Here is a 20,112-nt window from a genome sequence, read left to right on the forward strand (position 1 = left end):
AAGCGAGGTCCGCCCGTGCTGGGTCTGCCCGAGAAGGTGCACGCCTGTCTGTTCGACCTCGACGGGGTGCTCACCGACACCGCGAGCGTGCACACCAAGGCCTGGAAGGCCATGTTCGACGACTACCTGGCGGAGCGGGCCAAGCGCACCGGCGACGAATTCGTCCCCTTCGACGCGGCCGCCGACTACCGCCAATACGTGGACGGCAAGAAGCGCGAGGACGGCGTCCGGTCGTTCCTGCAGAGCCGCGGGATCGAGCTACCCGACGGCAGTCCCGACGACCCGGCGGACGACGAGACGGTGTACGGCCTGGGCAACCGCAAGAACGACATGTTCCAGAAGGTATTGCGCGAGGACGGCGTCGAGGTGTTCGAAGGCTCACGCCGCTACCTGGAGGCGGTCTCGGCCGCGGGCCTGGGAATCGCCGTGGTGTCCTCGAGCGCCAACACCCGCGACGTGCTGGAGATCACCGGCCTGGTCCGGTTCATCCAGCAGCGGGTCGACGGCGTCACGCTGCGCGACGAGAACATCGCCGGCAAGCCGGCGCCGGACTCCTACCTGCGGGGGGCCGAGCTGCTCGGCGTCGACGCCGACGCGGCGGCGGTGTTCGAGGACGCCATCTCGGGCGTGCAGGCCGGCCACGCCGGCAACTTCGGCTACGTGGTCGGCGTCGACCGGGTGGGCCAGGCCGACGATCTGCGCCGCAACGGCGCCGACGTGGTGGTCACCGACCTCGCCGAGCTGCTGCCCTCATGATCACCGACGAATCGTTTCCCGTTGATCCATGGCACGTCAGCGAAACCCAGCTCGACCTGAACATCCTGGCCCAGTCGGAGTCGTTGTTCACCTTGTCCAACGGGCACATCGGGCTGCGCGGCAACCTCGACGAGGGTGAGCCCTACGGCCTGCCCGGCACCTACCTGAACTCCTTCTACGAGATCCGGCCGCTGCCCTACGCCGAGGCCGGCTACGGCTACCCGGAGGCCGGCCAGACGATCGTCGACGTCACCAACGGCAAGATCATCCGCCTGCTGGTCGAGGACGAGCCCTTCGACGTCCGCTACGGCGAATTGCTCTCCCACGAACGGGATCTCGACATGCGCGCCGGGACGATGACCCGCCGCACGCACTGGCGCTCCCCCGCGGGCAAGGAGATCCGGCTGGTGTCCACCCGGCTGGTGTCGCTGGTGCAGCGCGGTGTAGCCGCCATCGAATACGTCGTGGAAGCGGTCGGCGACTTCGTCCGCGTGACGGTGCAATCCGAACTCGTCACCAACGAGGACCAACCGCAGACCTCGGGCGACCCGCGGGTGTCGGCCATCCTGGAGAACCCACTGGTGGCCGTCGACCACGAAAACACCGACACCGGGGCGCTTCTCATGCACCGCACCCGCAGCAGCGCGCTGATGATGGCGGCCGCGATGGACCACGAGATCGACGTCCCCGGGCGCGTCGAGTTCAGCACCGACGCCCGCGAAGATCTGGCGCGGACCACCGTGATCTGCGGGCTGCGGGCCGGGCAGAAGCTGCGCATCGTCAAGTACCTGGCGTACGGCTGGTCGAGCATGCGCTCCCGCCCGGCGCTGCGCGACCAGGCCGCCGCCGCCATCCACAGCGCCCGCTACAGCGGATGGCAGGGACTGCTGGAAGCGCAGCGCGCCTACCTGGACGACTTCTGGGACTGCGCCGACGTCGAGGTCGAGGGCGACCCCGAATCCCAGCAGGCGGTGCGGTTCGGGCTGTTTCACCTGTTGCAGGCCAGCGCGCGCGCCGAGCGCCGTGCGATCGCGGCCAAGGGGCTCACCGGAACCGGTTACGACGGCCACGCCTTCTGGGACACCGAGGGTTACGTGCTGCCGGTGCTGACCTACACCGCCCCGCATGCGGTCGCCGACGCGCTGCGGTGGCGGGCGTCGACGCTGGATCTCGCCAAGGAGCGGGCGGCCGAACTCGGCCTCGAGGGCGCCAGCTTCCCCTGGCGCACCATCCGCGGGCAGGAATGCTCGGCGTACTGGCCGGCCGGCACCGCGGCCTGGCACATCAACGCCGACATCGCCATGGCCTTCGAGCGCTACCGCATCGTCACCGGCGACGATGAGCTCGAAAAGCATTGCGGTCTCAAGGTTCTCGTCGAAACGGCGCGGCTGTGGGTGTCGCTCGGTCACCACGATCGGCACGGCGTCTGGCACCTCGACGGCGTCACCGGCCCCGACGAGTACACCGCGATCGTGCGGGACAACGTCTTCACCAACCTGATGGCCGCGCACAATCTGCGCACCGCGGCCGAGGCCTGCAACCGCCATCCCGAGGCGGCGGAGGACCTGGGGGTCACCACCGAGGAGACGGCGTCCTGGCGCGACGCGGCCGACGCCGCCAACATCCCCTACGACGCCGGCCTGGGGGTGCATCAGCAGTGCGAGGGGTTCACCACTTTGACGGAGTGGGATTTCCAGGAGAACCACTCCTATCCGTTGCTGCTGCATGACCCGTACGTGCGGCTCTACCCCGCGCAGGTGATCAAGCAGGCCGACCTGGTGCTGGCGATGCAGTGGCACAGCCACGCGTTCACCCCCGAACAGAAGGCCCGCAACGTCGACTACTACGAGCGGCGCATGGTGCGCGACTCGTCGCTGTCGGCCTGCACCCAGGCGGTGATGTGCGCCGAGGTCGGCCACCTGGAATTGGCGCACGACTACGCCTACGAGGCCGGGCTGATCGACCTGCGCGATCTGCACCACAACACCCGCGACGGCCTGCACATGGCCTCGCTGGCCGGCGCCTGGACGGCGCTGGTCGGCGGCTTCGGCGGGCTGCGCGACGACGAGGGCATCCTGTCGCTGGATCCCGCACTGCCCGACGGCATTTCGCGGTTGCGGTTCCGGCTGCGGTGGCGCGATTTTCGCGTCACGGTCGACGTCAACCATTCCGACGTCACCTACACGGTGCGCGACGGGCCGGGCGGCCAGCTCACCATCCGGCATGCGGGTGAAGAGGTCACCCTGAGCACCGATACGCCCAAAACCATCGCGGTGCGGCCGCGCAAGCCTCTGCTGGCGCCCCCGCAGCAGCCCCCGGGCCGCGAGCCGCTGCACCGCCGGGCGCTGACCCGCAACAAGTAAGGGTTAGCCCGGGTTGAGGATCCGGGCCACCTCGGCCCGCACGGCCTCGCGTATTTCGTCGTCCGTCAGCTCGTCGAGCCCGGTGGCCGAGCGCAGGATCGGCGCGAACAGCCGCCACCCGAACTGCAGCGCCAGCGCGTTCGCCACGGCGAGCCGCGCCTGGGTCTCGTTGTCGTGCAGCGGCAGGACCCAGTCGAGGAAGGTGGCGACGGTGGGAAAACGCGTCTGCAGCTGTCCCGCCGGATATCCGTCGAGCACGGTCCGGGCCATCACGCGCATCTGCCTGTCCAGGGCCCGGTCCAGCACGTCGGCGGCCGGCTCGGCGCTCAGCAGGGCACTCAGGTCGGCACCCAGGTGATCGAGCACGGCGCCCACGAGCTTGTCCTTGGTACCGAAATGACGGAACACCAGCCCGTGGTTGACGTTGGATCGCGCGGCGATGTCGCGGATCGACGTCGCCGCCGGGCCCCGCTCGGCGAACAGGTCGGTGGCGGCCTCCAGGATCGCCGCCGCGACCTCCTCGCGCCCGGTGGGCACTTTTCCGCGGCCCCTTGCGGGCACTGTAGTCATGTGTCTACACTACCGGATGTAGTCAGTTGACTACACACCTTTCACGCGAGGACTGATGAAAATGATTGGCCAGATAACCGTCACCAAGCTGGGAAGCCGCATCGGCGCGCGGGTCGACGGGGTGCGCCTCGGGGGCGACCTCGACCCGGCCGCGGTCGACAAGATCCACCAGGCGCTGTTGACCCACAAGGTGATCTTCTTCCGCCACCAGCACCACCTCGATGACGCGCAGCAACTGGCGTTCGCCGACCTGCTGGGCACGCCCGTCGGCCACCCGGCCGCCGAGCTGCTCGCCGCCAAGAACGCGCCGGTCATCACCCCGATCAACTCCGAGTACGGCAAGGCGAACCGCTGGCACACCGACGTCACGTTCGTCGCGAACTACCCCGCGGCCTCGATCCTGCGCGCCGTCACCCTGCCCCGGTACGGCGGATCGACGCTGTGGACCAACACCGCGGCCGCGTATGACGACCTGCCCGAGCCGCTCACGTGGCTCGTCGACGACCTGTGGGCGCTGCACACCAACCGCTACGACTACATCGCCCCCGAGGCGTTGACCGACGCGCAGCGCGCGTTCCGGCAGGCCTTCGAAAAGCCGGACTTCCGGACCGAGCACCCGGTGGTGCGGGTGCACCCGGAGACCGGCGAGCGCACGCTGCTGCTGGGAGACTTCGTGCGCGGGTTCGTTGGCCTGGACAGCTACGAATCAAGCGTGCTCTTCGAAATGCTGCAACGACGAATCACCAAGCCGGAGAACACCATTCGCTGGAACTGGGCGCCGGGCGACGTTGCCATCTGGGACAACCGGGCCACCCAGCACCGGGCGGTCGACGACTACGACGACCAGCCGCGGCTGATGCACCGGGTCACGCTGATGGGCGACGTGCCCTTCAACATCCACCGGGAACGCAGCCGGGTGGTCAGTGGCGCCCCGCTCGAGGCGATCGCCAGCTAGCCGGCCGAGGTCACCGGGGTGATCGGCAACCAGCGCAGCGCGCCCGGCGCGGTGGCCGGCACCACCGGGTGCTCCGGGGCGATCGGGTCCAGCCGGCGGTAGTCGTCACCCTGCGGCGGGCGCTGATCGCTCTCGCCCTTGTTCGGCCACAAGGAGGCGGCCCGCTCGGCCTGCGCGGTGATGGACAGCGACGGGTTGACACCCAGGTTCGCCGAGATCGCGGCGCCGTCGACCACGAACAACGTCGGGTAGCCGTAAACCCGGTGGTAGGGGTCGATGACCCCGTGTTCGGGGCTGTCGCCGATCGCCGCGCCCCCGAGGAAGTGCGCGGTCAGCGGGATGTTGAACAGCTCGCCCCAGGTGCCGCCGGCCACGCCGTCGACCTTTTCGGCGATGCGCCGGGTGACCCTGTTGCCGACGGGGTTCCAGGCCGGGTTCGGGTCCCCGTGCCCCTGCTTGCTGGTGTACCAGCGGATGCCCAGCTTGCCGCGCTTGGTGTAGGTGGTGATCGAGTTGTCCAGGTGCTGCATCACCAGGGCGATCAGGGTGCGTTCGCTCCACTGGTGGACGTTGAGCATCCGCATCATGCGGCGCGGATCCTCACGCGCCTGGTCCAGCAGCTGCTTCCAGCGCGGCACGTCGGTGCCCTCCGGGCCGGTGCCGTCGGTCATCAGCGTCTGCAGCAGGCCCATCGCGTTGGATCCCTTGCCGTAACGGCACGGTTCGACGTGGGTGTCCGACGTCGGGTGGATCGATGACGTGATGGCCACGCCGTGCGTCAGGTCCAGGTTCGGGTCGACCTCGAGCTTGCCGGCGCCGACGATCGACTCGGAGTTGGTGCGGGTCAGCACGCCGAGGCGCTCGGACAGCCGCGGCAACTTGCCCCGGTCGCGCATCTTGAACAGCAGATGCTGGGTTCCCCAGGTACCCGCGGCCAGGATCAGGTGCGTCGCGGTGAAGGTGCGCCGGTCCCGGCGCAGCCAGCTTCCGGTGCGCACGGTGCGGACCTCCCACAGCCCGTCGGACCGCTGCTGGAAACCCTTCACGGTTGTCATCGGAATGACCTGCGCCCCAGCCGATTCGGCGAGGCCGAGGTAGTTCTTCAACAGCGTGTTCTTGGCGCCGTAACGACAGCCCGTCATGCAGCACCCGCACTCCAGGCAGCCGGTGCGCTCCGGTCCCGCGCCGCCGAAATACGGGTCCGGCACGGTCTTGCCGGGCGTCTTGGTGCCCTCGGGCCCGAAGAACACGCCCACCGGGGTGGGCACGAAGGTGTCACCGCAGCCCATCTCGTCGGCGACCTCCTTCAGGACGCGGTCGGCGTCGGTGAAGGTCGGGTTCGTCACCACCCCGAGCATCCGCTTGGCCTGCTCGTAGTGCGGCATCAGCTCGTCGCGCCAGTCGGTGATGTGTGACCACTGCCGGTCTTTGAAGAACGGCTCCGGCGGCACGTACAGCGTGTTGGCATAGTTCAGGGAGCCGCCGCCCACCCCGGCGCCGGCCAGGATCAGCACGTTCTTCAGGGGATGGATCCGCTGAATGCCGTAGCAACCCAGCCGGGGGGCCCAGAGGAACTTGCGCAGGTCCCACGACGTCTCGGCGAAATCCTCGTCGGCGAAGCGGCGCCCGGCCTCCAATACGCCTACCCGGTAGCCCTTTTCGGTCAGCCGCAGCGCGCTGACGCTGCCCCCGAACCCCGAACCGATGATCAGAACGTCGTAATCCGGCCTCATCGCACCAGTATGGCCTTACCGGCCGGTAATAAACCAGCTGCCCCGAACCCCGTCGCGCCAGTGTGCGGCTAGGTGCACACTCGGCGCCGAACGTGCGGCTAGCTTCATACTCGCGGCGACGCCGCGGCGATCAGCTTCCGGTGGTCAGCCCGACCTTCTGGAACTCCTTGAGGTCGCAGTAGCCGGCCTTGGCCATCGATCGGCGCAGACCACCGACCAGGTTCAGCGAACCGAACGGGTCGTCGGACGGCCCGTTGAGCACCCGTTCCAGCGGCGGCCGCTCGCCCAGGGCGATCTGCAGCAACGCCCCGCGCGGCAACGACGGGTGCGCCGCCGCGGCCGGCCAGAACCAGCCCTCGCCCAGCGCCTCGGCGGCCTCGGCGAGCGGCGTGCCGAGCACCACCGCGTCCGCCCCGCAGGCGATCGCCTTGGCCAGCTCGCCGGAGGTGTGGATGTCGCCGTCGGCCAGCACGTGCACGTAGCGGCCGCCGGTCTCGTCGAGGTATTCGCGCCGCGCCGCGGCGGCGTCGGCGATCGCGGTGGCCATCGGCACGCTGATGCCCAACACCTCGTCGCTGGTGGTGACGCCGCGGGTGGAGCCGTAGCCGACGATCACCCCGGCGGCCCCGGTGCGCATCAGGTGCAGCGCGGTGCGGTGGTCGAGCACCCCGCCGGCCACCACCGGGATGTCGAGCTCGGAGATGAAGGTCTTGAGGTTCAGCGGCTCGCCGTCGCTGGCCACTCTTTCCGCGGAGACGATCGTGCCCTGGATGACCAGCAGGTCGATGCCGGCCTGCAGCAGCACCGGGGTCAGCGCCTGGGCGTTCTGCGGGCTGACCCGCACCGCCGTGGTCACCCCGGCCTCCCGGATGCGCGCGACCGCGGCTCCCAGCAGGTCGGGATTCAGCGGCGCGGCGTGCAGTTCCTGCAGCAGCCGGATCGACGCCGACGGTTCGGGTTCCTTGGTGGCGGCCTCGACGAGCTGGGCGATCTTGCCCTGCACGTCGGCGTGCCGGCCGATCAGGCCCTCACCGTTGAGCACGCCCAGCCCGCCGAGGCGGCCGAGCTCGATGGCGAACTCCGGCGACACCAGCGCGTCGGTCGGGTGGGCCACCACCGGGATCTCGAAGCGGTAGGCGTCCAGCTGCCAGGCCGTGGACACGTCCTGGGAGGACCGGGTGCGCCGCGAGGGCACGATGCTGACTTCGCTCAGTTCATAGGTGCGACGGGCGTTGCGGCCCATCCCGATTTCGACCATGCCGGGCTCAGCGCGCGAAGTAGTTGGGCGCTTCGACGGTCATGGCGACGTCGTGCGGATGGCTTTCGCGCAGCCCGGCGGAGGTGATCCGGACGAACTGCGCCTGTTGCAGCGCCTCGATGGTGGGCGAGCCGGTGTAGCCCATCGCGGCGCGCAGGCCGCCGGTGAGCTGGTGGATCACCGAGGACAGCGGTCCGCGGAACGGCACCCGGCCCTCGATTCCCTCAGGCACCAGCTTGTCCTCGCTCAACGCGTCGTCGGCGAAGTAGCGGTCCTTGGAGTACGACTTCCCCCCGCCGCGGCCCTGCATGGCGCCCAGCGACCCCATGCCGCGGTAGCTCTTGAACTGCTTGCCGTTGACGAAGATCAGCTCGCCGGGCGCTTCGGCCGTGCCGGCCAGCAGCGAGCCCAGCATCGCCGTCGAGGCGCCGGCCGCCAGGGCCTTGGCGATGTCGCCGGAGTACTGCAGCCCGCCGTCGGCGATCACCGGCACGCCCGCGGGCCCGCAGGCCGCGACCGCCTCCAGGATCGCCGTGATTTGTGGCGCGCCGACCCCGGCCACCACCCGGGTGGTGCAGATCGAGCCCGGCCCGACGCCGACCTTGACCGCGTCGGCGCCCGCGTCGACCAGCGCCAGGGCCGCGGACCGGGTGGCGACGTTCCCGCCGATCACCTCGACCTTCTCGCCCACCTCCGCCTTGAGCTTGCCGACCATGTCGAGCACCAGCCGGTTGTGCGCGTGGGCGGTGTCCACGATCAGGACGTCGGCCCCGGCGTCGACCAGCATCATCGCGCGGACCCAGGCGTCGCCGCCGACGCCGACGGCGGCGCCGACCAGCAGCCGGCCGTCGCTGTCCTTGGTGGCCAGCGGGTGCTGCTCGGTCTTGACGAAGTCCTTGACGGTGATCAGGCCGGTGAGCCGGCCGTGGCCGTCGACGACGGGCAGCTTCTCGATCTTGTTGCGGCGCAACAGGCCCAGCGCGGCGTCCGCGCTCACCCCCTCCTGGGCGGTGATCAGCGGTGCCTTGGTCATCACCTCGGCGACCTTGCGGGTCTGGTCGACCTCGAACCGCATGTCGCGGTTGGTGATGATGCCGACCAGCGCCCCGGTGTCATCGACCACCGGCAGACCCGAGATCCGGAACCGGGCGCACAGCGCGTCGACCTGCGCCAAGGTGTTGTCCGGGCGGCAGGTGACCGGGTCGGTGACCATGCCGGCCTCCGATCGTTTGACCATCTCGACCTGGCCGGCCTGCTCGGCGACGGGCAGGTTGCGGTGCAGCACGCCCATGCCGCCCGCCCGGGCCATCGCGATGGCCATCCGCGACTCGGTGACCGTGTCCATGGCCGAGCTGACCAGCGGAACCTTGAGCCTGATCTTCTTGGTGAGCTGGCTGGACGTGTCCGCCGTGGCGGGAACCACATCGGATGCGGCCGGCAGCAGCAAGACGTCGTCGAAGGTGAGCCCCAGCATCGCGACCTTGTGCGGGTTGTCACCCCCGGTGGGCACCGCGTCGTCGACCAGCCCGCCAACGCGCACGTAGGGGCTGCCGACGAGGTCGGAGCTGTCTTCCAGGTGGGACATGCCACGGGTCATCGGCGGGGCCCTCCATACGATGCGGCGTGAGAACACCATCCTATCGGCACGCGCGCCCCTCGAGCCGCTGGCCGGGGCGCGCCGCGGGCGGCAAACGGTGCGGAAACGACGGGCGGCTTCCCTGCTGGCGTTATCCCGGCCGGGCTGCGTAGGCTAGTGTGCGTGCGCGATCACCTCCCACCGGGTTTGCCACCCGATCCTTTCGCCGACGACCCCTGCGATCCGTCGGCTGCGCTGGAAGCCGTAGAGCCGGGGCAACCGCTGGACGCCCAAGAGCGGATGGCGGTCGAGGCGGACCTGGCCGACCTGGCGGTTTATGAGGCCCTGTTGGCGCACAAGGGCATTCGCGGGCTGGTGGTGTGCTGCGACGAATGCCAGCAGGATCACTATCACGACTGGGACATGCTGCGGGCGAACCTGTTGCAGCTGCTGATCGACGGCACCGTACGCCCGCACGAGCCGGCCTACGACCCGGAACCGGATGCCTACGTCACGTGGGATTACTGCCGGGGATACGCCGACGCGTCACTGAACGAGGCCACCTCTTCCGACGCCGACGGATACCGCCGCTAGGGATTGTCCGGCGTGACCGCCGACGGCGCGGCCGTCTGGCCGTGATGCCGGTGCTTGCTCCATGACTGACTCGGCGACGGCGTGACCGACGGACCGGGGGAAGCGTCCGAGGGCGCCGGCGCCGCCGTCGGGACCGGGGTGGTCGGGGTCGACCACGCCGACGGGGTGTTCGCCGGCAGCGTCGCATTCGGGTTCCGCGATTGCACCTTGGCGTTCAACAGGTTCAGCTGATTCGTCAGCTCCTGTTTGCTGGCCGGGTCTTCGATCGACTGGACCAAGCTGCTCACCTCGGTCAGCTGATTGCGGGCCTGGTCCCACTCACCCCGGTCGATCGACTCCTGCACCTTGGCCAGATCGGCCCGGGCGGACAGCAAGGCCTGATGCTTCTCGTTGACGCGCGGCTGGTCGAAGAACATCGCGTGCAGCCCGTAGAGCGTCGTGCCGGGGCGGGCCTCGACCACCATGGCGCCGAAGCCGCTCATCACCAACAGCGCCGCGGCGACCGACCCGATCGTCGCGAGGCCCCGACGGCTGCGGCGGCGCTCGGCCAATCCGGCGCGCAGGGCGCCGACGGCCTCCTCGGCCGACACCAGCGCGCTGGCCGGTGGCCAGCGCAGGTTGTCGCGCCAGTCCTCCAGCAGGGTGGCCATCGCGTCGGTGTCGGGATCGCCGACGTGCACCGGCCGCCGCTCGGCGAGCGCGTCGAGAAGCAGATCGGTGCGGGCGAATTCGTCCAGGGATTCAGGCACAGTCACCTGCCGCGATCATCTCGGATTTGAGGCGGGACAGCGCGCGGTGCTGGGCCACCCGGACGGCTCCGGTGGTGCTGCCCACGGCGGACGCGGTCTCCTCGGCGGACAGGCCGACGACGACGCGCAGGATCAGGATCTCGCGCTGCTTGGCGGGCAGGATCTCGAGCAGTTCGCTCATCCGGCTGACCGAATCGGCTTCGATGGCCCGCTGTTCCGGGCCGGCATCCGAAGACCAGCGCTCGGGGATCACTTCGGTGGGGTAGGACAGATCGCGGCCGGCGGCGCGATGGGCGTCGGCGACCTTGTGGGCCGCGATGCCGTAGAGGAAAGCGAGAAAGGGGCGTCCCCGATCCCGGTAACGCGGCAGCGCCGTGATAGTCGCCAAGCACACCTCCTGTGCCACGTCATCCGCTGACAGGCCGCCCCGCTCGACTGTCCCGACCCGCGCGCGGCAATAGCGCACGACAATCGGACGGATGGTCTCCAGCACCTCCCGTAGTGCGTTACTGTCCCCCGCCACGGCCTTGGCAACCACAGCGTCGAGACGATCCCCTTGAATTGTCATCGACGGCGGTATCTCCAACGTTACGAACCGGACACATCGCGGGCTAACCGGGCTAACTAACGAACTGACAATAACGGGCGCAAGGCCATTTCAAGCGGAACGCCACGTCGCACCGGCGCGCCGCACGTGGCCTGCGGAGACATCACGAATTTCCCGCAGCTGTTGTGTCGAAAAGGTGACGCTTCCGAGATCAATCAGCAAGCACGCCAACGCCCACCGCAGCGGGACCAGCCCGAGCGCCCCGGTCGCGTCGAGCGCGCCCTCGGCCACCGCTCGGGCCCGCTCGACGGCCCCGGCGCTGCAGAGGGCGGCCGCCAGCACGACTTGGCTCTTCACCGCGTGCCGCGCGGACGCCACGGCCATGGCGCCGGCCAGGTCCACCGCTTCGTTCGCATGGCGGACGGCCGTTTCGCCATCGCCCTGAGCCATCGCCAGCTCGGCGCACACCCACCGTCGCCGTATCGGCAGCCGGTCGGGTATCGGTCCGGCGCCGCCCAGCACGGAATCCGCGCGCCGCAACAACGTCGCGGCGGCCGGGAAGCGGCCGACGCCCAGCGCGTCGGCCGCCAATCCGATGAGGGCGTCGCCGCACGCCTCGGGGTCCCCACCCGCCAGCGCCAGGGCGCGACCGTCCCAGCCCCGCGCCAGATCGTGCCAACCGAGTTGGCGCAGAAAGGATCCCTGCGTGCTGTGGGCCAGCGAGACCAGCCGCCCGGCGGGGGCGCTCCGCCGCAGCTCCGCCAGATCGCGGTAGGCGTTGCCGTAGCGGCCCTGTCCGCCGGCGGCGACGGCGCGCAGCCACAGATCGTCGGGGGTGACCGCCGTCGGCAGCGGCCACGTGCCGGGCCGGTCGCCGAAGGCGGCGGCCGCCAACGCCCGGCCAATCACGAAAGTGTGACGAGTTTCAATCACGGCGATGGTAGTAAACAGTTTGTGCTGTTCGCGTTACCGAACTGTTAATCACAACGGGCCCTGTACTAATCGCGGCCGACCCTCCCCTGCCCCGTGAACTGGGAAATCTCGATTCGGTCAAGTGCCTGGTAGCACGGAGCGTGTTTCGCCAATGGTTGACGTATGAACGCGACGTTAATTCTTTTATAACCATTACATACTTTGCCGGGCTAAGTGGCTATTGACGCAAATTCGCCGTCACCCCTAACGTCTACGCATGACGGGTAGTCATCGGTGACGCCGCTTCATTTCAGTTGCACAATCGCTTCGCGAACCTGACCTTACTGGGCGTGCCGTGCAGAGAGGGAGACACCAATGCCACAGCCGGAGCAGCTACCTGGACCCAACGCCGACATCTGGAACTGGCAACTGCAGGGCTTGTGCCGCGGCGTTGACTCGTCGATGTTCTTCCATCCCGACGGTGAGCGCGGCCGCGCCCGCATGCAGCGCGAGCAGCGCGCGAAAGAGATGTGCCGCCAGTGCCCGGTCATCCAGGAGTGCCGTTCGCACGCCCTGGAAGTTGGTGAGCCGTACGGGGTTTGGGGTGGCCTCTCGGAATCCGAGCGCGACCTGCTGCTGAAGGGCGACATCGGCCGCACGCGCGGCATTCGCCGCTCGGCCTAGGCGCGCACACCTCGGTTGAACGAATCGCCGTCGCGGCTGCTCGACGCGCTGGGCGACCGAATGGTCGAGCGCATCGGCCGATTGCGGCAGTCCACCATCAACAAGCTTCGCGTCCGCGGCCGGGCCGCCTTGCTGAGTTCGCTGTAGTCGTTTCAACCGCGACCAATTGGGGTAGGCCCGGCCCATGAACAAGGGCGTATCCCTCGCGGCCGTGGCGCTCGCCGCGACCATCGCACCATTGGCAGCATGCGCAAACCAGCAGGGTGGCCAGTCCGGCACGTCGACGTCCTCCAGCGCGCCTCCGGGCACGGAGCGGATGACCACGCAGCTCAAGAGCACCGACGGAAACCAGGTCGGCACCGCCACCATCGATTTCGCGAACGGGTACGCGACGGTGACCGTGGAGGCCGGACCCAACCAGGTGCTGAGCCCGGGTTTCCACGCGCTGATGATCCACGCGGTCGGCAAATGCGAGGGGGACTTCGAGTCCGCGGGACCGGTTTACCAGGCGCAGGGGCACACGGGTTTCCCCGCCAGCGGTGACCTGACCGCCTTGCAGGTGCGCAACGACGGCTCGGCGAAACTCACCACCACCACCAGCTTGCTCACGGCCTCGGACCTGAGAAACAGCTCGGGCACCGCGCTGATCGTGCACCAGAACGCCGACAACCTGAGCGGGGCTTCGACCGGTGAGTCGGGCAAGCGGGTGGCCTGCGGGGTGCTCGCCGCGGCGTCCGCGACGACGACGTCGTCCACCTCGACGACGACCTCCGTCACGACGATCACGACTACTACCGAAGTGCCGCCGCCGTCGACCAGCACCAGCACCAGCACCAGCACCGTCACCGTCACCAGCAGCCCGAGCTACACGTCGACACTGCCGACCACGACCGTGACGACGCCGCCCAGCCTTCCGCCCGGAACCCGCTGACCCGGCACCGGCGCGGTCACGAGCCGCCACGACACATAAATCTCTGCGACGACACGCCGAGAACGCCCGCAGCCGTTTATGTCTCGCGAGGCAAGCAGATCGCGATAACGGCACACGCGCAGCTCCCGGGCCCCTAGTGTGCTGACATGCAGACGGTGCTGTTCACGCTCGGGCTGGTCCTGTTCTTGATCGGCCTGCTGACCGGGTTCGCGGTCGCGGCGCTGAAGAATCCGCGTATGGCGCTGTCGAGCCACCTCGAGGCCGTCCTCAACGGCATGTTCCTCGTGCTGATCGGTCTGCTCTGGCCGCACCTGCACCTGCCCCACGCCTGGGGGGTTACGGCCGTCGCGCTGATCGTGTATGCCGCCTACGCGAACTGGCTCGCGACCCTGCTCGCGGCGGCGTGGGGCGCGGGCCGCAGGCTCGCGCCGATCGCGGCGGCCGACCACGAGGCCTCGGCGGCCAAGGAGTGGGTGGTCAGCTTCCTGTTGTTGTCTCTGGCCGTGGCCGTCATCGCGGGCGTGATCATCGTCATCGTCGGGCTTCAAACGTGAACGACGAAGGGCGCGAGCGCTTGTCGGTGCGACGTTTCAACTGATCTGTGTGATCAGCGCGGCCATGTCGACGAGGTCCCACACCTCCGCGAACTTGCCCTCCTCGACGCGGTAGAGGGTGAATTCGGAAATGCTCACCCGCCGACCGGTCGCCTCGATTCCCTGGAACGTTCCCCGGTGGGTGCCGGTGACCTCGAAGTGCACCACGATGTTCTCCTCGTCGACGACGATGTGCCTCATCTCCCAGTGCCAGTCGGGGAACGCGGAGATCACGGGCGCGAATTGGTCGGTAACCGAGGCCGGATCCATGGGGACGCCGTTGACCTTGATGGTGGGCGTGTAGAACGAGGCCATCGAATCGAAATCGTGCTCGTTGCAGTGTTCGAGATAGGACTTGTACAGGGATCGGTAGTCGTCAGGCTGCGTCACCGCACCATGATCCACTGCCGGCCGGTTCGGTGTACAGCCAGAACGCGCTCACCGATTACCGGTGGGCGAACTCGGCGAGCTTCGCATCGACCGCCGCGGCATCCGGTTCCGCGTACATCTTCGGATCGCGCTTTTTGACCCACAGCAGGAACGGGCAGCTGGCCGCGGGACCGTCCACCGGTCCCAGTTGTTCGATGTGCTTGCCGGTCCTGGCTTCGCGAAGCTCGATGTCGTACTGCACGGCGTAGTAATCGACGGTCACGTGTTCGCCTGCGTCGGTCTGGAAATTGCAGGTGAGTGCCTTCACCTCGGTTCCGGGTTTACGGGTAAGGCAGGCAACAACATTCGCCGACTGGAAGTCATCGGGGCTGACGTGGTAATCGGCACGGGGATCGAGCGCAAGTTGGCTCCAATGATCGGATGTCACTTGGCTCATCGGGTTCGGCCGCTCGTCCGGACCGAACGCCACGATCTTGTACGGCTTCCCGTACGTGGCGGCGTTGCTGATTGACCCGCGATCGCACACCACATCGAAGGCCGAGAGGGTCGTGGCTTTCTTGATTCCGCCGCGCCCGTCGAGACCGTCGCGGGCCACGTCGCGGATCACGAAAAAACCGACCACCGCCGCCGGTATGAGAACGACGAGCGCGGCGACCGTAAGCACAACGATCAGCACGACATTGGTCTTGCGCGGCGGGGGCGCCGGCGGCGGGTACGGCGGAGGCCATTGCCTGGGGTACTGCGGTGGTTGCGGTGGCCACTGCTGCGGATAACTCACGCTCACGCCCCCCACGTCATGGTGCGGTCAGCTTAGCAATCGGCACGATCGGGCACAGCTTGCCCACGACCGCCGCGACCGAAGGCACGCCGCGCGGGGCGGCCGTAGCGAAGAGTGGCTTCGAATTCGCCGGAAACGAGATATCAAAACGTGAAGCAGTACTACGGTTCAGGTCGGGGCCTGAAGCCAGCCGCAGCTTTGATTCTGGTGGTGAAGACATGTCATCGACAATGCCTACTCAGCGCGATGAACGGAATACGGTCGCATTTCACACGGCTGATGAGTATCGCGAAGGACGCGCCGGCGTCGAAGTGAGAAGACGCTCACAATGAAAGAGTCCATCGGCAAGACAATCAAACTCCTTGTGGCACCGGGGGTTACGTTGTGGGCAATCCTCAACGCCCCCACGGCCTGGGCCGGGCCGGGCGGCAACATCCCTGGCCCCGGGGTCTGCGACTATCCCGGTGTCGGCGGAAGTACTTTCGAGGCTGGGGCAACGACGTACTACTGCGATTTCCCCGTCGAGGAGAACAGCACCCACTGGCACTGCGAGTATGGCGGGTGGAACATGGGTGGCCCGGGTGGCAACTCGATCATCGGTGGAAGTTTCATGGGTTTCGGATTGACCATTCCGGCAGGCGATTTCGGGGGTGCTTCCGGTGGCTGTTCATGGCGCTGGCCGGATAACACGGTCGGCCCTGCCCCGAACCCACCGGGCGCGTGGAGAAACTACCTGGTGCCCAAGCCGCCACCGCCCGAACATCGGGCACAGCCGACTCCCCCGGGTGAGCCGGAGTCCGGACCAGCGCCAGTCGAGACTCCGAGTCTCGGCCAGGAGCCCGAGACGCCGGCCTACACCAACCCGGCATTTCCGAATCCCGGCAGGACGCAGAACCCGCCGAGTTGACGCGTGTCGCGGCCCTACCGGCGCCGCGGATCACCGGGACGGCAGGCGTCAGGCAATTCAGCCGGGGCGATGAGAACCAATGCCAGCGGCGAACCCGAAGACCCGGGTAGTGGCTGACTTGCCCTTCAGGGCATGTGATCCACGATCGGCTAGCCCCGGCGGTCGGGAAACCAACGCGTCGGCGGTTTGCTGAGTCAGCAGGATCACGTCACCGGTGTTTTTGGTGAGCTGCTCGACGCGGGCCGCCACATTGACGGCGTCACCGATGAGGGTGAACTCGAGTTTGCCTCCGCCGCCGATGGTTCCGGCGATCACCACACCGGTGTTGATGCCGATGCCGATGCGGAGCTCCCCGCCGAATCGCTCGGCGGCGAGGCTGCTGATCGACGCCGCGGCGCTCAGCGCGGCGTCGGCATGCATGGCAAGCTCGTTGGGAGCGCCGAAGACGGCCAGCGCGCCGTCGCCGAGAAACTTGTTCACGTGGCCGCCGGCCTCGACGACGACGGGCACGACGATCTCGAACAATGCGTTGAGATGGGCGACGGTCTCCTCGGCGGTGTGCGCCTCGGCGAACGGCGTGAAATCGCGAATGTCGACGAACATCACGCTCACTTCGCGACGCTCACCGGTGAACACGTCGTCGCCCTGCTCGAGCAGCCGTGCCGCCAAGGCCGGGTCGACGTAGCTCCCGAACGCGGCGTGAAGCCGTTGCCGCTCGGCCAGACCGGCCTGCATGCGGTTGAACGACCCCGCCAACGCGCCGAGGTCGTCGTCTTGGACCACCGGCAGGCGTCGCGAGTAGTCCCCGGCCGCAACGCGTTTGGTGCCTTCGGCAAGCTCCCGGATCGGCTGCAGGGAGGGCGCGAAGACGCTGATGACGGTGATCGGCACGGCGAGCCCCAGGGTCAGCACGCAGGCGATGCCCACCCACAACATGGGAGATTGCCGGGCCCGGTCGAACTCACCGGCGACCATCGCGCCCCCCATGGAGAAACCGAACGCGACCGCGAGGATGGCCAGGTTCGACCACGCGGCGAAGCTGGGGCGAGACCGGGGCAGGGTGTCACCGATCGCCGAGTCGCCGGCGATGGCGGCCCGAACCGGCCGCATCGGCCCTTCCGGCACGCTGTGCACGCCGACCAGGTGTGAAACGGCGCCGACGAGGCCACCCAGGACCGCATACTCGGCCAGCCGCGGTCCGGCCGCGCCGACAATCACCCCGACGGCGACCGACAGCCCGGCGCCGCACGCGGTGACGACCGCCAACCCCCGGGCGACGGCACGGCGCGACCAGGTGTAGGTGGCCCGCAGTGCGCTCTCCGGATCCACCGCCTTACCGGCCGCCCATCGCTCGGCGAGCCGCCATGCGCCCTGGCCGGGCAGCACGATTCCGTACGCCAACACCAACATGGTGACCGCAGTGGCGGCCACCGCGTCGGGGTAGCGATCCGATCTCTCGAATGCCACCTGGGCACAAGACAAGAACAGATATATCGGCGACGGCACCAGGATGGAGACCCCGAAGACCACCCACGAATACCGCGTGCCGAACCGGTCCCACGCCCACTGCACGAAGCGGTCCATGGCGCGAGATTAGACGCCGATGGCGGCCCCGCGACGAAAACGCCCCGGCCGGTGACCGGGGACGTCGGCTCTAGGGGCACATGAAGCTGATCGGCGGGCAATGCCTGATGGTGATCGCCTCGATCGGCGGGTTGTCGCCGTCCCAGATCGAGGTCGGCCGGCCCTGCATGGTGACGTTGCCCATCCCGTATTGGGTCGGGTACCAGGTGTGGCACACGTTCCAGTCCCAGTCGATGTACTGGTTCACGACGTAGGGCATCTGTTTCGGATTGCCCGGGCACCAGCGGTGCGGTTCCATCGTGTCCGCGTGCGCGGTGCCCACACCCACCCTGTGAGCGCGGTACCCCCCGCGAGCAGTGCGGCCGCGATGAGACTCTTCGTCATGTGGGCAAGTGGCATGATGACCGTCCTCTCCTGGTGCCGTTCCCTGGCAACCAGTGCACTAGCCCCGCCTTGCTACCGATCCCAACAAGCCGAGTGCGGGGAATCAAGCCCCTGCGCTCAGTCGTCGTCCTCGACGATCGCGGCGACTTGTATCTCGACGCGCATCTGTGGACCCGCCAGCGCGGCGACGCCGAGGCACGTCCACAGCGGTGCGCGGTCACCCGTGCGGAGGCGGAGCTGTTCGACCATGGTGTCGAGGTGCTCACGACCGATCCGGCCGTTCGGATCCGGCAGGTGATACGAGTGCACGGTTACCACTTGCCGCCACGAGGCTCCCGCTGTCGCCAGCGTCCGCTCGACGTTGTCGAAGGCCTGAATGATTTCGTCACGCACTGACTCCGGATAACGCCGGTCGTCGTCCCACCCGCCCTGCCCGGCGGTCTCTACCCGGTCGCCATACCGGACGACCTGTGAGTAGTGAAAGTCCCGTAGCTGGCGCTCCCCGTAGCCGGGAGTGACCGAAAAGATGGGCATGTCCATGAGTGCCATCTTCACGGCGTCTACTGTTCGGCGGAAGCGGTGAACCGAGTGAGAAGATCCGTCAGTCGTTCCGCCTCGCCCGGGCCCAACACCGATACCAGGCGCGCAGCCAGTGGCTCGGCCGCGCCGTGCGCGGCGTCGAAAACCTTCAACCCCTTCGGGGTGATCTCGACCGCTCGCACCCGGCGGTCGTTCGGGACGGATTTGCGGACGGCGAGCCCCTTGCGTTCGAGATCGTCCACGACGCGCATGATGCCCGCCTTGTCCGAACCCGTCGCCTCGACCAGGTCCCGTTGCTCCGTGGGCCCGCGGTTGACGAGGACGAGCAGCACGGCGAAATGTCGCAAATCGATGTCCAGAGGCCGAAGCGCCTCCGACATCACCGCGGCTGCGCGCCAGTGCGCCCGGCGCAGAAGCAAGCCGAGAGCGAATGGCGACGGATCGCCGGGGCGGTCGGTCGCACGCGCGGGGGTGGCATGCCCAGAAGCGTCACCGGTCATCGTGCGCGCATCCTTCATCCAATGCGAACACCGGACTCGGCCCGGATGGAATGTTCAACCTTGCGGGGACCGGCCGACTCGTCGTCGACGAATGTGACCGTTTCATCCAGCGGTGCCCGGCCCGTGCGCGCATACTTCACCGCCGGGTCCTCGAACCCGATCGACATGCCGCAGAACAGGATCAGTCCATCCGGCGGGGACAGGACCTCCGCGACTGTTTCGCGGACCTGCGACCACGCCATCTGTGGGCAGCTGTGCAACCCCTCCGCGCGTAGTAGCAGCATGATCGTCTGCAAATACATGCCGACATCGGCCCACTGGGCCACGCCAAGGTCGCGGTCGATGTAGCAGAACAGCGCGGCAGGGGCACCGAAACAGTTCCAGTTCGCGATGGCCGCCCGCTGGCGTGCCTCCCAATCCTCGCGCGCGATGCCGAGCGCGCTGTACCGCTCCTTGCCGAAGGCGGACCGGCGGTCGCTGTACGGCGACTTCATTGCGGGCGGGTACATCTGGTACTCCCGCTCGTCCCAGGGATCGCCGTGGGCGACGCGCTCGACGGCGCGCGTCTTGAGCTCGTCCAGCAGCGTTCCGGTCACCACATACGAGTTCCACGGCTGGATGTTCGCCCCCGAAGGCGACCATGCCGCAACGGACAGCACACGCTCCAGCACATCTCTCGGAACGGGCTGGTCGGTGAATCCGCGCACCGCCCGTCGGCTTGTGACTGCCTCGTATACGTCCATGGTCGCCTACCTATCCTGGTTCCAATTTCCGTTTCAGATCATACTGTATCGATTGATACTATCTG

The 20,112-nt window shown here is 68.2% G+C and carries 24 protein-coding genes; 9 read left to right on the forward strand and 15 right to left on the reverse strand.

The genetic code is table 11. The features are described 5' to 3' along the window. Window positions 1-15 precede the first annotated feature (15 nt). Both A5691_RS19385 and A5691_RS19390 read left to right on the forward strand, forming a co-directional pair. Window positions 16-756, forward strand: coding sequence for a beta-phosphoglucomutase family hydrolase (locus A5691_RS19385; RefSeq protein WP_068018603.1), 741 nt, complete (start codon window positions 16-18; stop codon window positions 754-756). Beyond that, the gene (locus tag A5691_RS19390; protein WP_068018602.1) at window positions 753-3,119 is read left to right on the forward strand and encodes a glycoside hydrolase family 65 protein; all 2,367 of its coding nucleotides are present in this window, start codon (window positions 753-755) and stop codon (window positions 3,117-3,119) included. The genes A5691_RS19385 and A5691_RS19390 overlap by 4 nt, the downstream gene beginning before the upstream one ends. Window positions 3,120-3,122: 3 nt before the next feature. Here the strand turns inward: A5691_RS19390 and A5691_RS19395 are convergent, their stop codons facing one another. Continuing rightward, window positions 3,123-3,689: a TetR/AcrR family transcriptional regulator gene (locus A5691_RS19395; protein ID WP_068018599.1), complete on the reverse strand. Its 567-nt coding sequence runs from the start codon at window positions 3,687-3,689 to the stop codon at window positions 3,123-3,125. A gap of 61 nt (window positions 3,690-3,750) precedes the next feature. Here A5691_RS19395 and A5691_RS19400 point away from each other — a divergent pair, with 61 nt between their 5' ends. Next, the gene (locus A5691_RS19400) at window positions 3,751-4,644 is read left to right on the forward strand and encodes a TauD/TfdA family dioxygenase (protein ID WP_067779787.1); all 894 of its coding nucleotides are present in this window, start codon (window positions 3,751-3,753) and stop codon (window positions 4,642-4,644) included. Here A5691_RS19400 and A5691_RS19405 read toward each other — a convergent pair. From A5691_RS19405 to guaB, 3 genes are all read right to left on the reverse strand, one after another. After that, the gene (locus A5691_RS19405; protein ID WP_068018596.1) at window positions 4,641-6,377 is read right to left on the reverse strand and encodes a GMC oxidoreductase; all 1,737 of its coding nucleotides are present in this window, start codon (window positions 6,375-6,377) and stop codon (window positions 4,641-4,643) included. The genes A5691_RS19400 and A5691_RS19405 overlap by 4 nt on opposite strands. A gap of 130 nt (window positions 6,378-6,507) precedes the next feature. Further along, entirely contained in the window at window positions 6,508-7,635 is a 1,128-nt protein-coding gene (locus A5691_RS19410; RefSeq protein WP_067754536.1) for a GuaB3 family IMP dehydrogenase-related protein, read from the reverse strand. 7 nt (window positions 7,636-7,642) lie between these two features. Beyond that, complete coding sequence (gene guaB, locus A5691_RS19415; protein ID WP_067754533.1) at window positions 7,643-9,232, reverse strand: IMP dehydrogenase; 1,590 nt, start codon at window positions 9,230-9,232, stop codon at window positions 7,643-7,645. A gap of 162 nt (window positions 9,233-9,394) precedes the next feature. On the opposite strand from guaB, the gene A5691_RS19420 reads away from it, so the two are divergent. Next, window positions 9,395-9,805, forward strand: coding sequence for a DUF5319 domain-containing protein (locus A5691_RS19420; RefSeq protein ID WP_067280469.1), 411 nt, complete (start codon window positions 9,395-9,397; stop codon window positions 9,803-9,805). Here the strand turns inward: A5691_RS19420 and A5691_RS19425 are convergent. The 3 genes from A5691_RS19425 to A5691_RS19435 form a co-directional block, all read right to left on the reverse strand. Continuing rightward, complete coding sequence (locus tag A5691_RS19425; RefSeq protein ID WP_197498936.1) at window positions 9,802-10,560, reverse strand: anti-sigma-D factor RsdA; 759 nt, start codon at window positions 10,558-10,560, stop codon at window positions 9,802-9,804. The two genes, A5691_RS19420 and A5691_RS19425, sit on opposite strands and share 4 nt — an antisense overlap. Further along, window positions 10,547-11,122 carry a sigma-70 family RNA polymerase sigma factor gene (locus tag A5691_RS19430; RefSeq protein ID WP_066945594.1) on the reverse strand — a complete coding sequence of 192 codons (576 nt, stop codon included), beginning with the start codon at window positions 11,120-11,122 and terminating at the stop codon, window positions 10,547-10,549. Before A5691_RS19430 ends, A5691_RS19425 begins: the two co-directional genes overlap by 14 nt. Window positions 11,123-11,212: 90 nt before the next feature. Continuing rightward, the gene (locus tag A5691_RS19435; protein ID WP_067754526.1) at window positions 11,213-12,034 is read right to left on the reverse strand and encodes a hypothetical protein; all 822 of its coding nucleotides are present in this window, start codon (window positions 12,032-12,034) and stop codon (window positions 11,213-11,215) included. Between the two features lie 354 nt (window positions 12,035-12,388). Between A5691_RS19435 and A5691_RS19440 the strand changes: the two genes are divergently transcribed. From A5691_RS19440 to A5691_RS19450, 4 genes are all read left to right on the forward strand, one after another. Then, window positions 12,389-12,697 carry a WhiB family transcriptional regulator gene (locus tag A5691_RS19440; RefSeq protein ID WP_046184677.1) on the forward strand — a complete coding sequence of 103 codons (309 nt, stop codon included), beginning with the start codon at window positions 12,389-12,391 and terminating at the stop codon, window positions 12,695-12,697. Between the two features lie 15 nt (window positions 12,698-12,712). After that, entirely contained in the window at window positions 12,713-12,844 is a 132-nt protein-coding gene (locus A5691_RS28955) for a hypothetical protein (RefSeq protein WP_255392761.1), read from the forward strand. 37 nt (window positions 12,845-12,881) lie between these two features. Next, window positions 12,882-13,628, forward strand: coding sequence for a superoxide dismutase family protein (locus A5691_RS19445; RefSeq protein ID WP_068018589.1), 747 nt, complete (start codon window positions 12,882-12,884; stop codon window positions 13,626-13,628). 146 nt (window positions 13,629-13,774) lie between these two features. After that, a complete protein-coding gene (locus A5691_RS19450; RefSeq protein WP_067754520.1) occupies window positions 13,775-14,182 on the forward strand; it encodes a hydrogenase in 408 nt (135 codons plus the stop codon). 36 nt (window positions 14,183-14,218) lie between these two features. Here the strand turns inward: A5691_RS19450 and A5691_RS19455 are convergent, their stop codons facing one another. From A5691_RS19455 to A5691_RS28105, 3 genes are all read right to left on the reverse strand, one after another. Beyond that, complete coding sequence (locus A5691_RS19455; RefSeq protein WP_068018587.1) at window positions 14,219-14,611, reverse strand: ester cyclase; 393 nt, start codon at window positions 14,609-14,611, stop codon at window positions 14,219-14,221. Window positions 14,612-14,666: 55 nt separating this feature from the next. After that, the gene (locus A5691_RS19460; protein ID WP_231981029.1) at window positions 14,667-15,287 is read right to left on the reverse strand and encodes a hypothetical protein; all 621 of its coding nucleotides are present in this window, start codon (window positions 15,285-15,287) and stop codon (window positions 14,667-14,669) included. 118 nt (window positions 15,288-15,405) lie between these two features. Further along, entirely contained in the window at window positions 15,406-15,609 is a 204-nt protein-coding gene (locus tag A5691_RS28105) for a hypothetical protein (RefSeq protein ID WP_156675714.1), read from the reverse strand. A gap of 108 nt (window positions 15,610-15,717) precedes the next feature. Between A5691_RS28105 and A5691_RS28110 the strand changes: the two genes are divergently transcribed. After that, a complete protein-coding gene (locus A5691_RS28110; protein WP_156675713.1) occupies window positions 15,718-16,296 on the forward strand; it encodes a hypothetical protein in 579 nt (192 codons plus the stop codon). Between the two features lie 57 nt (window positions 16,297-16,353). Here A5691_RS28110 and A5691_RS19465 read toward each other — a convergent pair whose 3' ends face one another. The 5 genes from A5691_RS19465 to A5691_RS19485 form a co-directional block, all read right to left on the reverse strand. Further along, entirely contained in the window at window positions 16,354-17,880 is a 1,527-nt protein-coding gene (locus tag A5691_RS19465) for an adenylate/guanylate cyclase domain-containing protein (protein ID WP_068018584.1), read from the reverse strand. Between the two features lie 70 nt (window positions 17,881-17,950). Then, entirely contained in the window at window positions 17,951-18,208 is a 258-nt protein-coding gene (locus A5691_RS19470; RefSeq protein WP_156734805.1) for a hypothetical protein, read from the reverse strand. 173 nt (window positions 18,209-18,381) lie between these two features. Beyond that, the gene (locus A5691_RS19475) at window positions 18,382-18,804 is read right to left on the reverse strand and encodes a Rid family hydrolase (protein WP_068018676.1); all 423 of its coding nucleotides are present in this window, start codon (window positions 18,802-18,804) and stop codon (window positions 18,382-18,384) included. Window positions 18,805-18,824: 20 nt separating this feature from the next. After that, on the reverse strand, window positions 18,825-19,304 hold the full coding sequence (locus A5691_RS19480) for a MarR family winged helix-turn-helix transcriptional regulator (protein WP_067778597.1): 480 nt from the start codon (window positions 19,302-19,304) through the stop codon (window positions 18,825-18,827). Between the two features lie 14 nt (window positions 19,305-19,318). Continuing rightward, window positions 19,319-20,047 carry a nitroreductase gene (locus A5691_RS19485; protein WP_082950419.1) on the reverse strand — a complete coding sequence of 243 codons (729 nt, stop codon included), beginning with the start codon at window positions 20,045-20,047 and terminating at the stop codon, window positions 19,319-19,321. Between the last annotated feature and the right edge of the window lie 65 nt (window positions 20,048-20,112).

This window comes from Mycobacterium sp. E183 (assembly GCF_001667735.1).
Lineage (GTDB): Bacteria > Actinomycetota > Actinomycetes > Mycobacteriales > Mycobacteriaceae > Mycobacterium.

What these genes read in the sequence shown, in the direction of transcription:
- A5691_RS19395 (WP_068018599.1), bottom strand. Translation starts at nt 3,689, where the DNA reads ATGACTACAGTGCCCGCAAGGGGCCGCGGAAAAGTGCCCACCGGGCGC.
- A5691_RS19450 (WP_067754520.1), top strand. Translation starts at nt 13,775, where the DNA reads ATGCAGACGGTGCTGTTCACGCTCGGGCTGGTCCTGTTCTTGATCGGC.
- A5691_RS28110 (WP_156675713.1), top strand. Translation starts at nt 15,718, where the DNA reads ATGAAAGAGTCCATCGGCAAGACAATCAAACTCCTTGTGGCACCGGGG.
- A5691_RS19400 (WP_067779787.1), top strand. Translation starts at nt 3,751, where the DNA reads ATGATTGGCCAGATAACCGTCACCAAGCTGGGAAGCCGCATCGGCGCG.
- A5691_RS19430 (WP_066945594.1), bottom strand. Translation starts at nt 11,122, where the DNA reads ATGACAATTCAAGGGGATCGTCTCGACGCTGTGGTTGCCAAGGCCGTG.
- A5691_RS19390 (WP_068018602.1), top strand. Translation starts at nt 753, where the DNA reads ATGATCACCGACGAATCGTTTCCCGTTGATCCATGGCACGTCAGCGAA.
- A5691_RS19465 (WP_068018584.1), bottom strand. Translation starts at nt 17,880, where the DNA reads ATGGACCGCTTCGTGCAGTGGGCGTGGGACCGGTTCGGCACGCGGTAT.
- A5691_RS19475 (WP_068018676.1), bottom strand. Translation starts at nt 18,804, where the DNA reads ATGGACATGCCCATCTTTTCGGTCACTCCCGGCTACGGGGAGCGCCAG.
- A5691_RS19410 (WP_067754536.1), bottom strand. Translation starts at nt 7,635, where the DNA reads ATGGTCGAAATCGGGATGGGCCGCAACGCCCGTCGCACCTATGAACTG.
- A5691_RS19485 (WP_082950419.1), bottom strand. Translation starts at nt 20,047, where the DNA reads ATGGACGTATACGAGGCAGTCACAAGCCGACGGGCGGTGCGCGGATTC.
- A5691_RS19445 (WP_068018589.1), top strand. Translation starts at nt 12,882, where the DNA reads ATGAACAAGGGCGTATCCCTCGCGGCCGTGGCGCTCGCCGCGACCATC.
- A5691_RS19480 (WP_067778597.1), bottom strand. Translation starts at nt 19,304, where the DNA reads ATGACCGGTGACGCTTCTGGGCATGCCACCCCCGCGCGTGCGACCGAC.
- A5691_RS19405 (WP_068018596.1), bottom strand. Translation starts at nt 6,377, where the DNA reads ATGAGGCCGGATTACGACGTTCTGATCATCGGTTCGGGGTTCGGGGGC.
- A5691_RS19440 (WP_046184677.1), top strand. Translation starts at nt 12,389, where the DNA reads ATGCCACAGCCGGAGCAGCTACCTGGACCCAACGCCGACATCTGGAAC.
- guaB (WP_067754533.1), bottom strand. Translation starts at nt 9,232, where the DNA reads ATGACCCGTGGCATGTCCCACCTGGAAGACAGCTCCGACCTCGTCGGC.
- A5691_RS28105 (WP_156675714.1), bottom strand. Translation starts at nt 15,609, where the DNA reads ATGTCTTCACCACCAGAATCAAAGCTGCGGCTGGCTTCAGGCCCCGAC.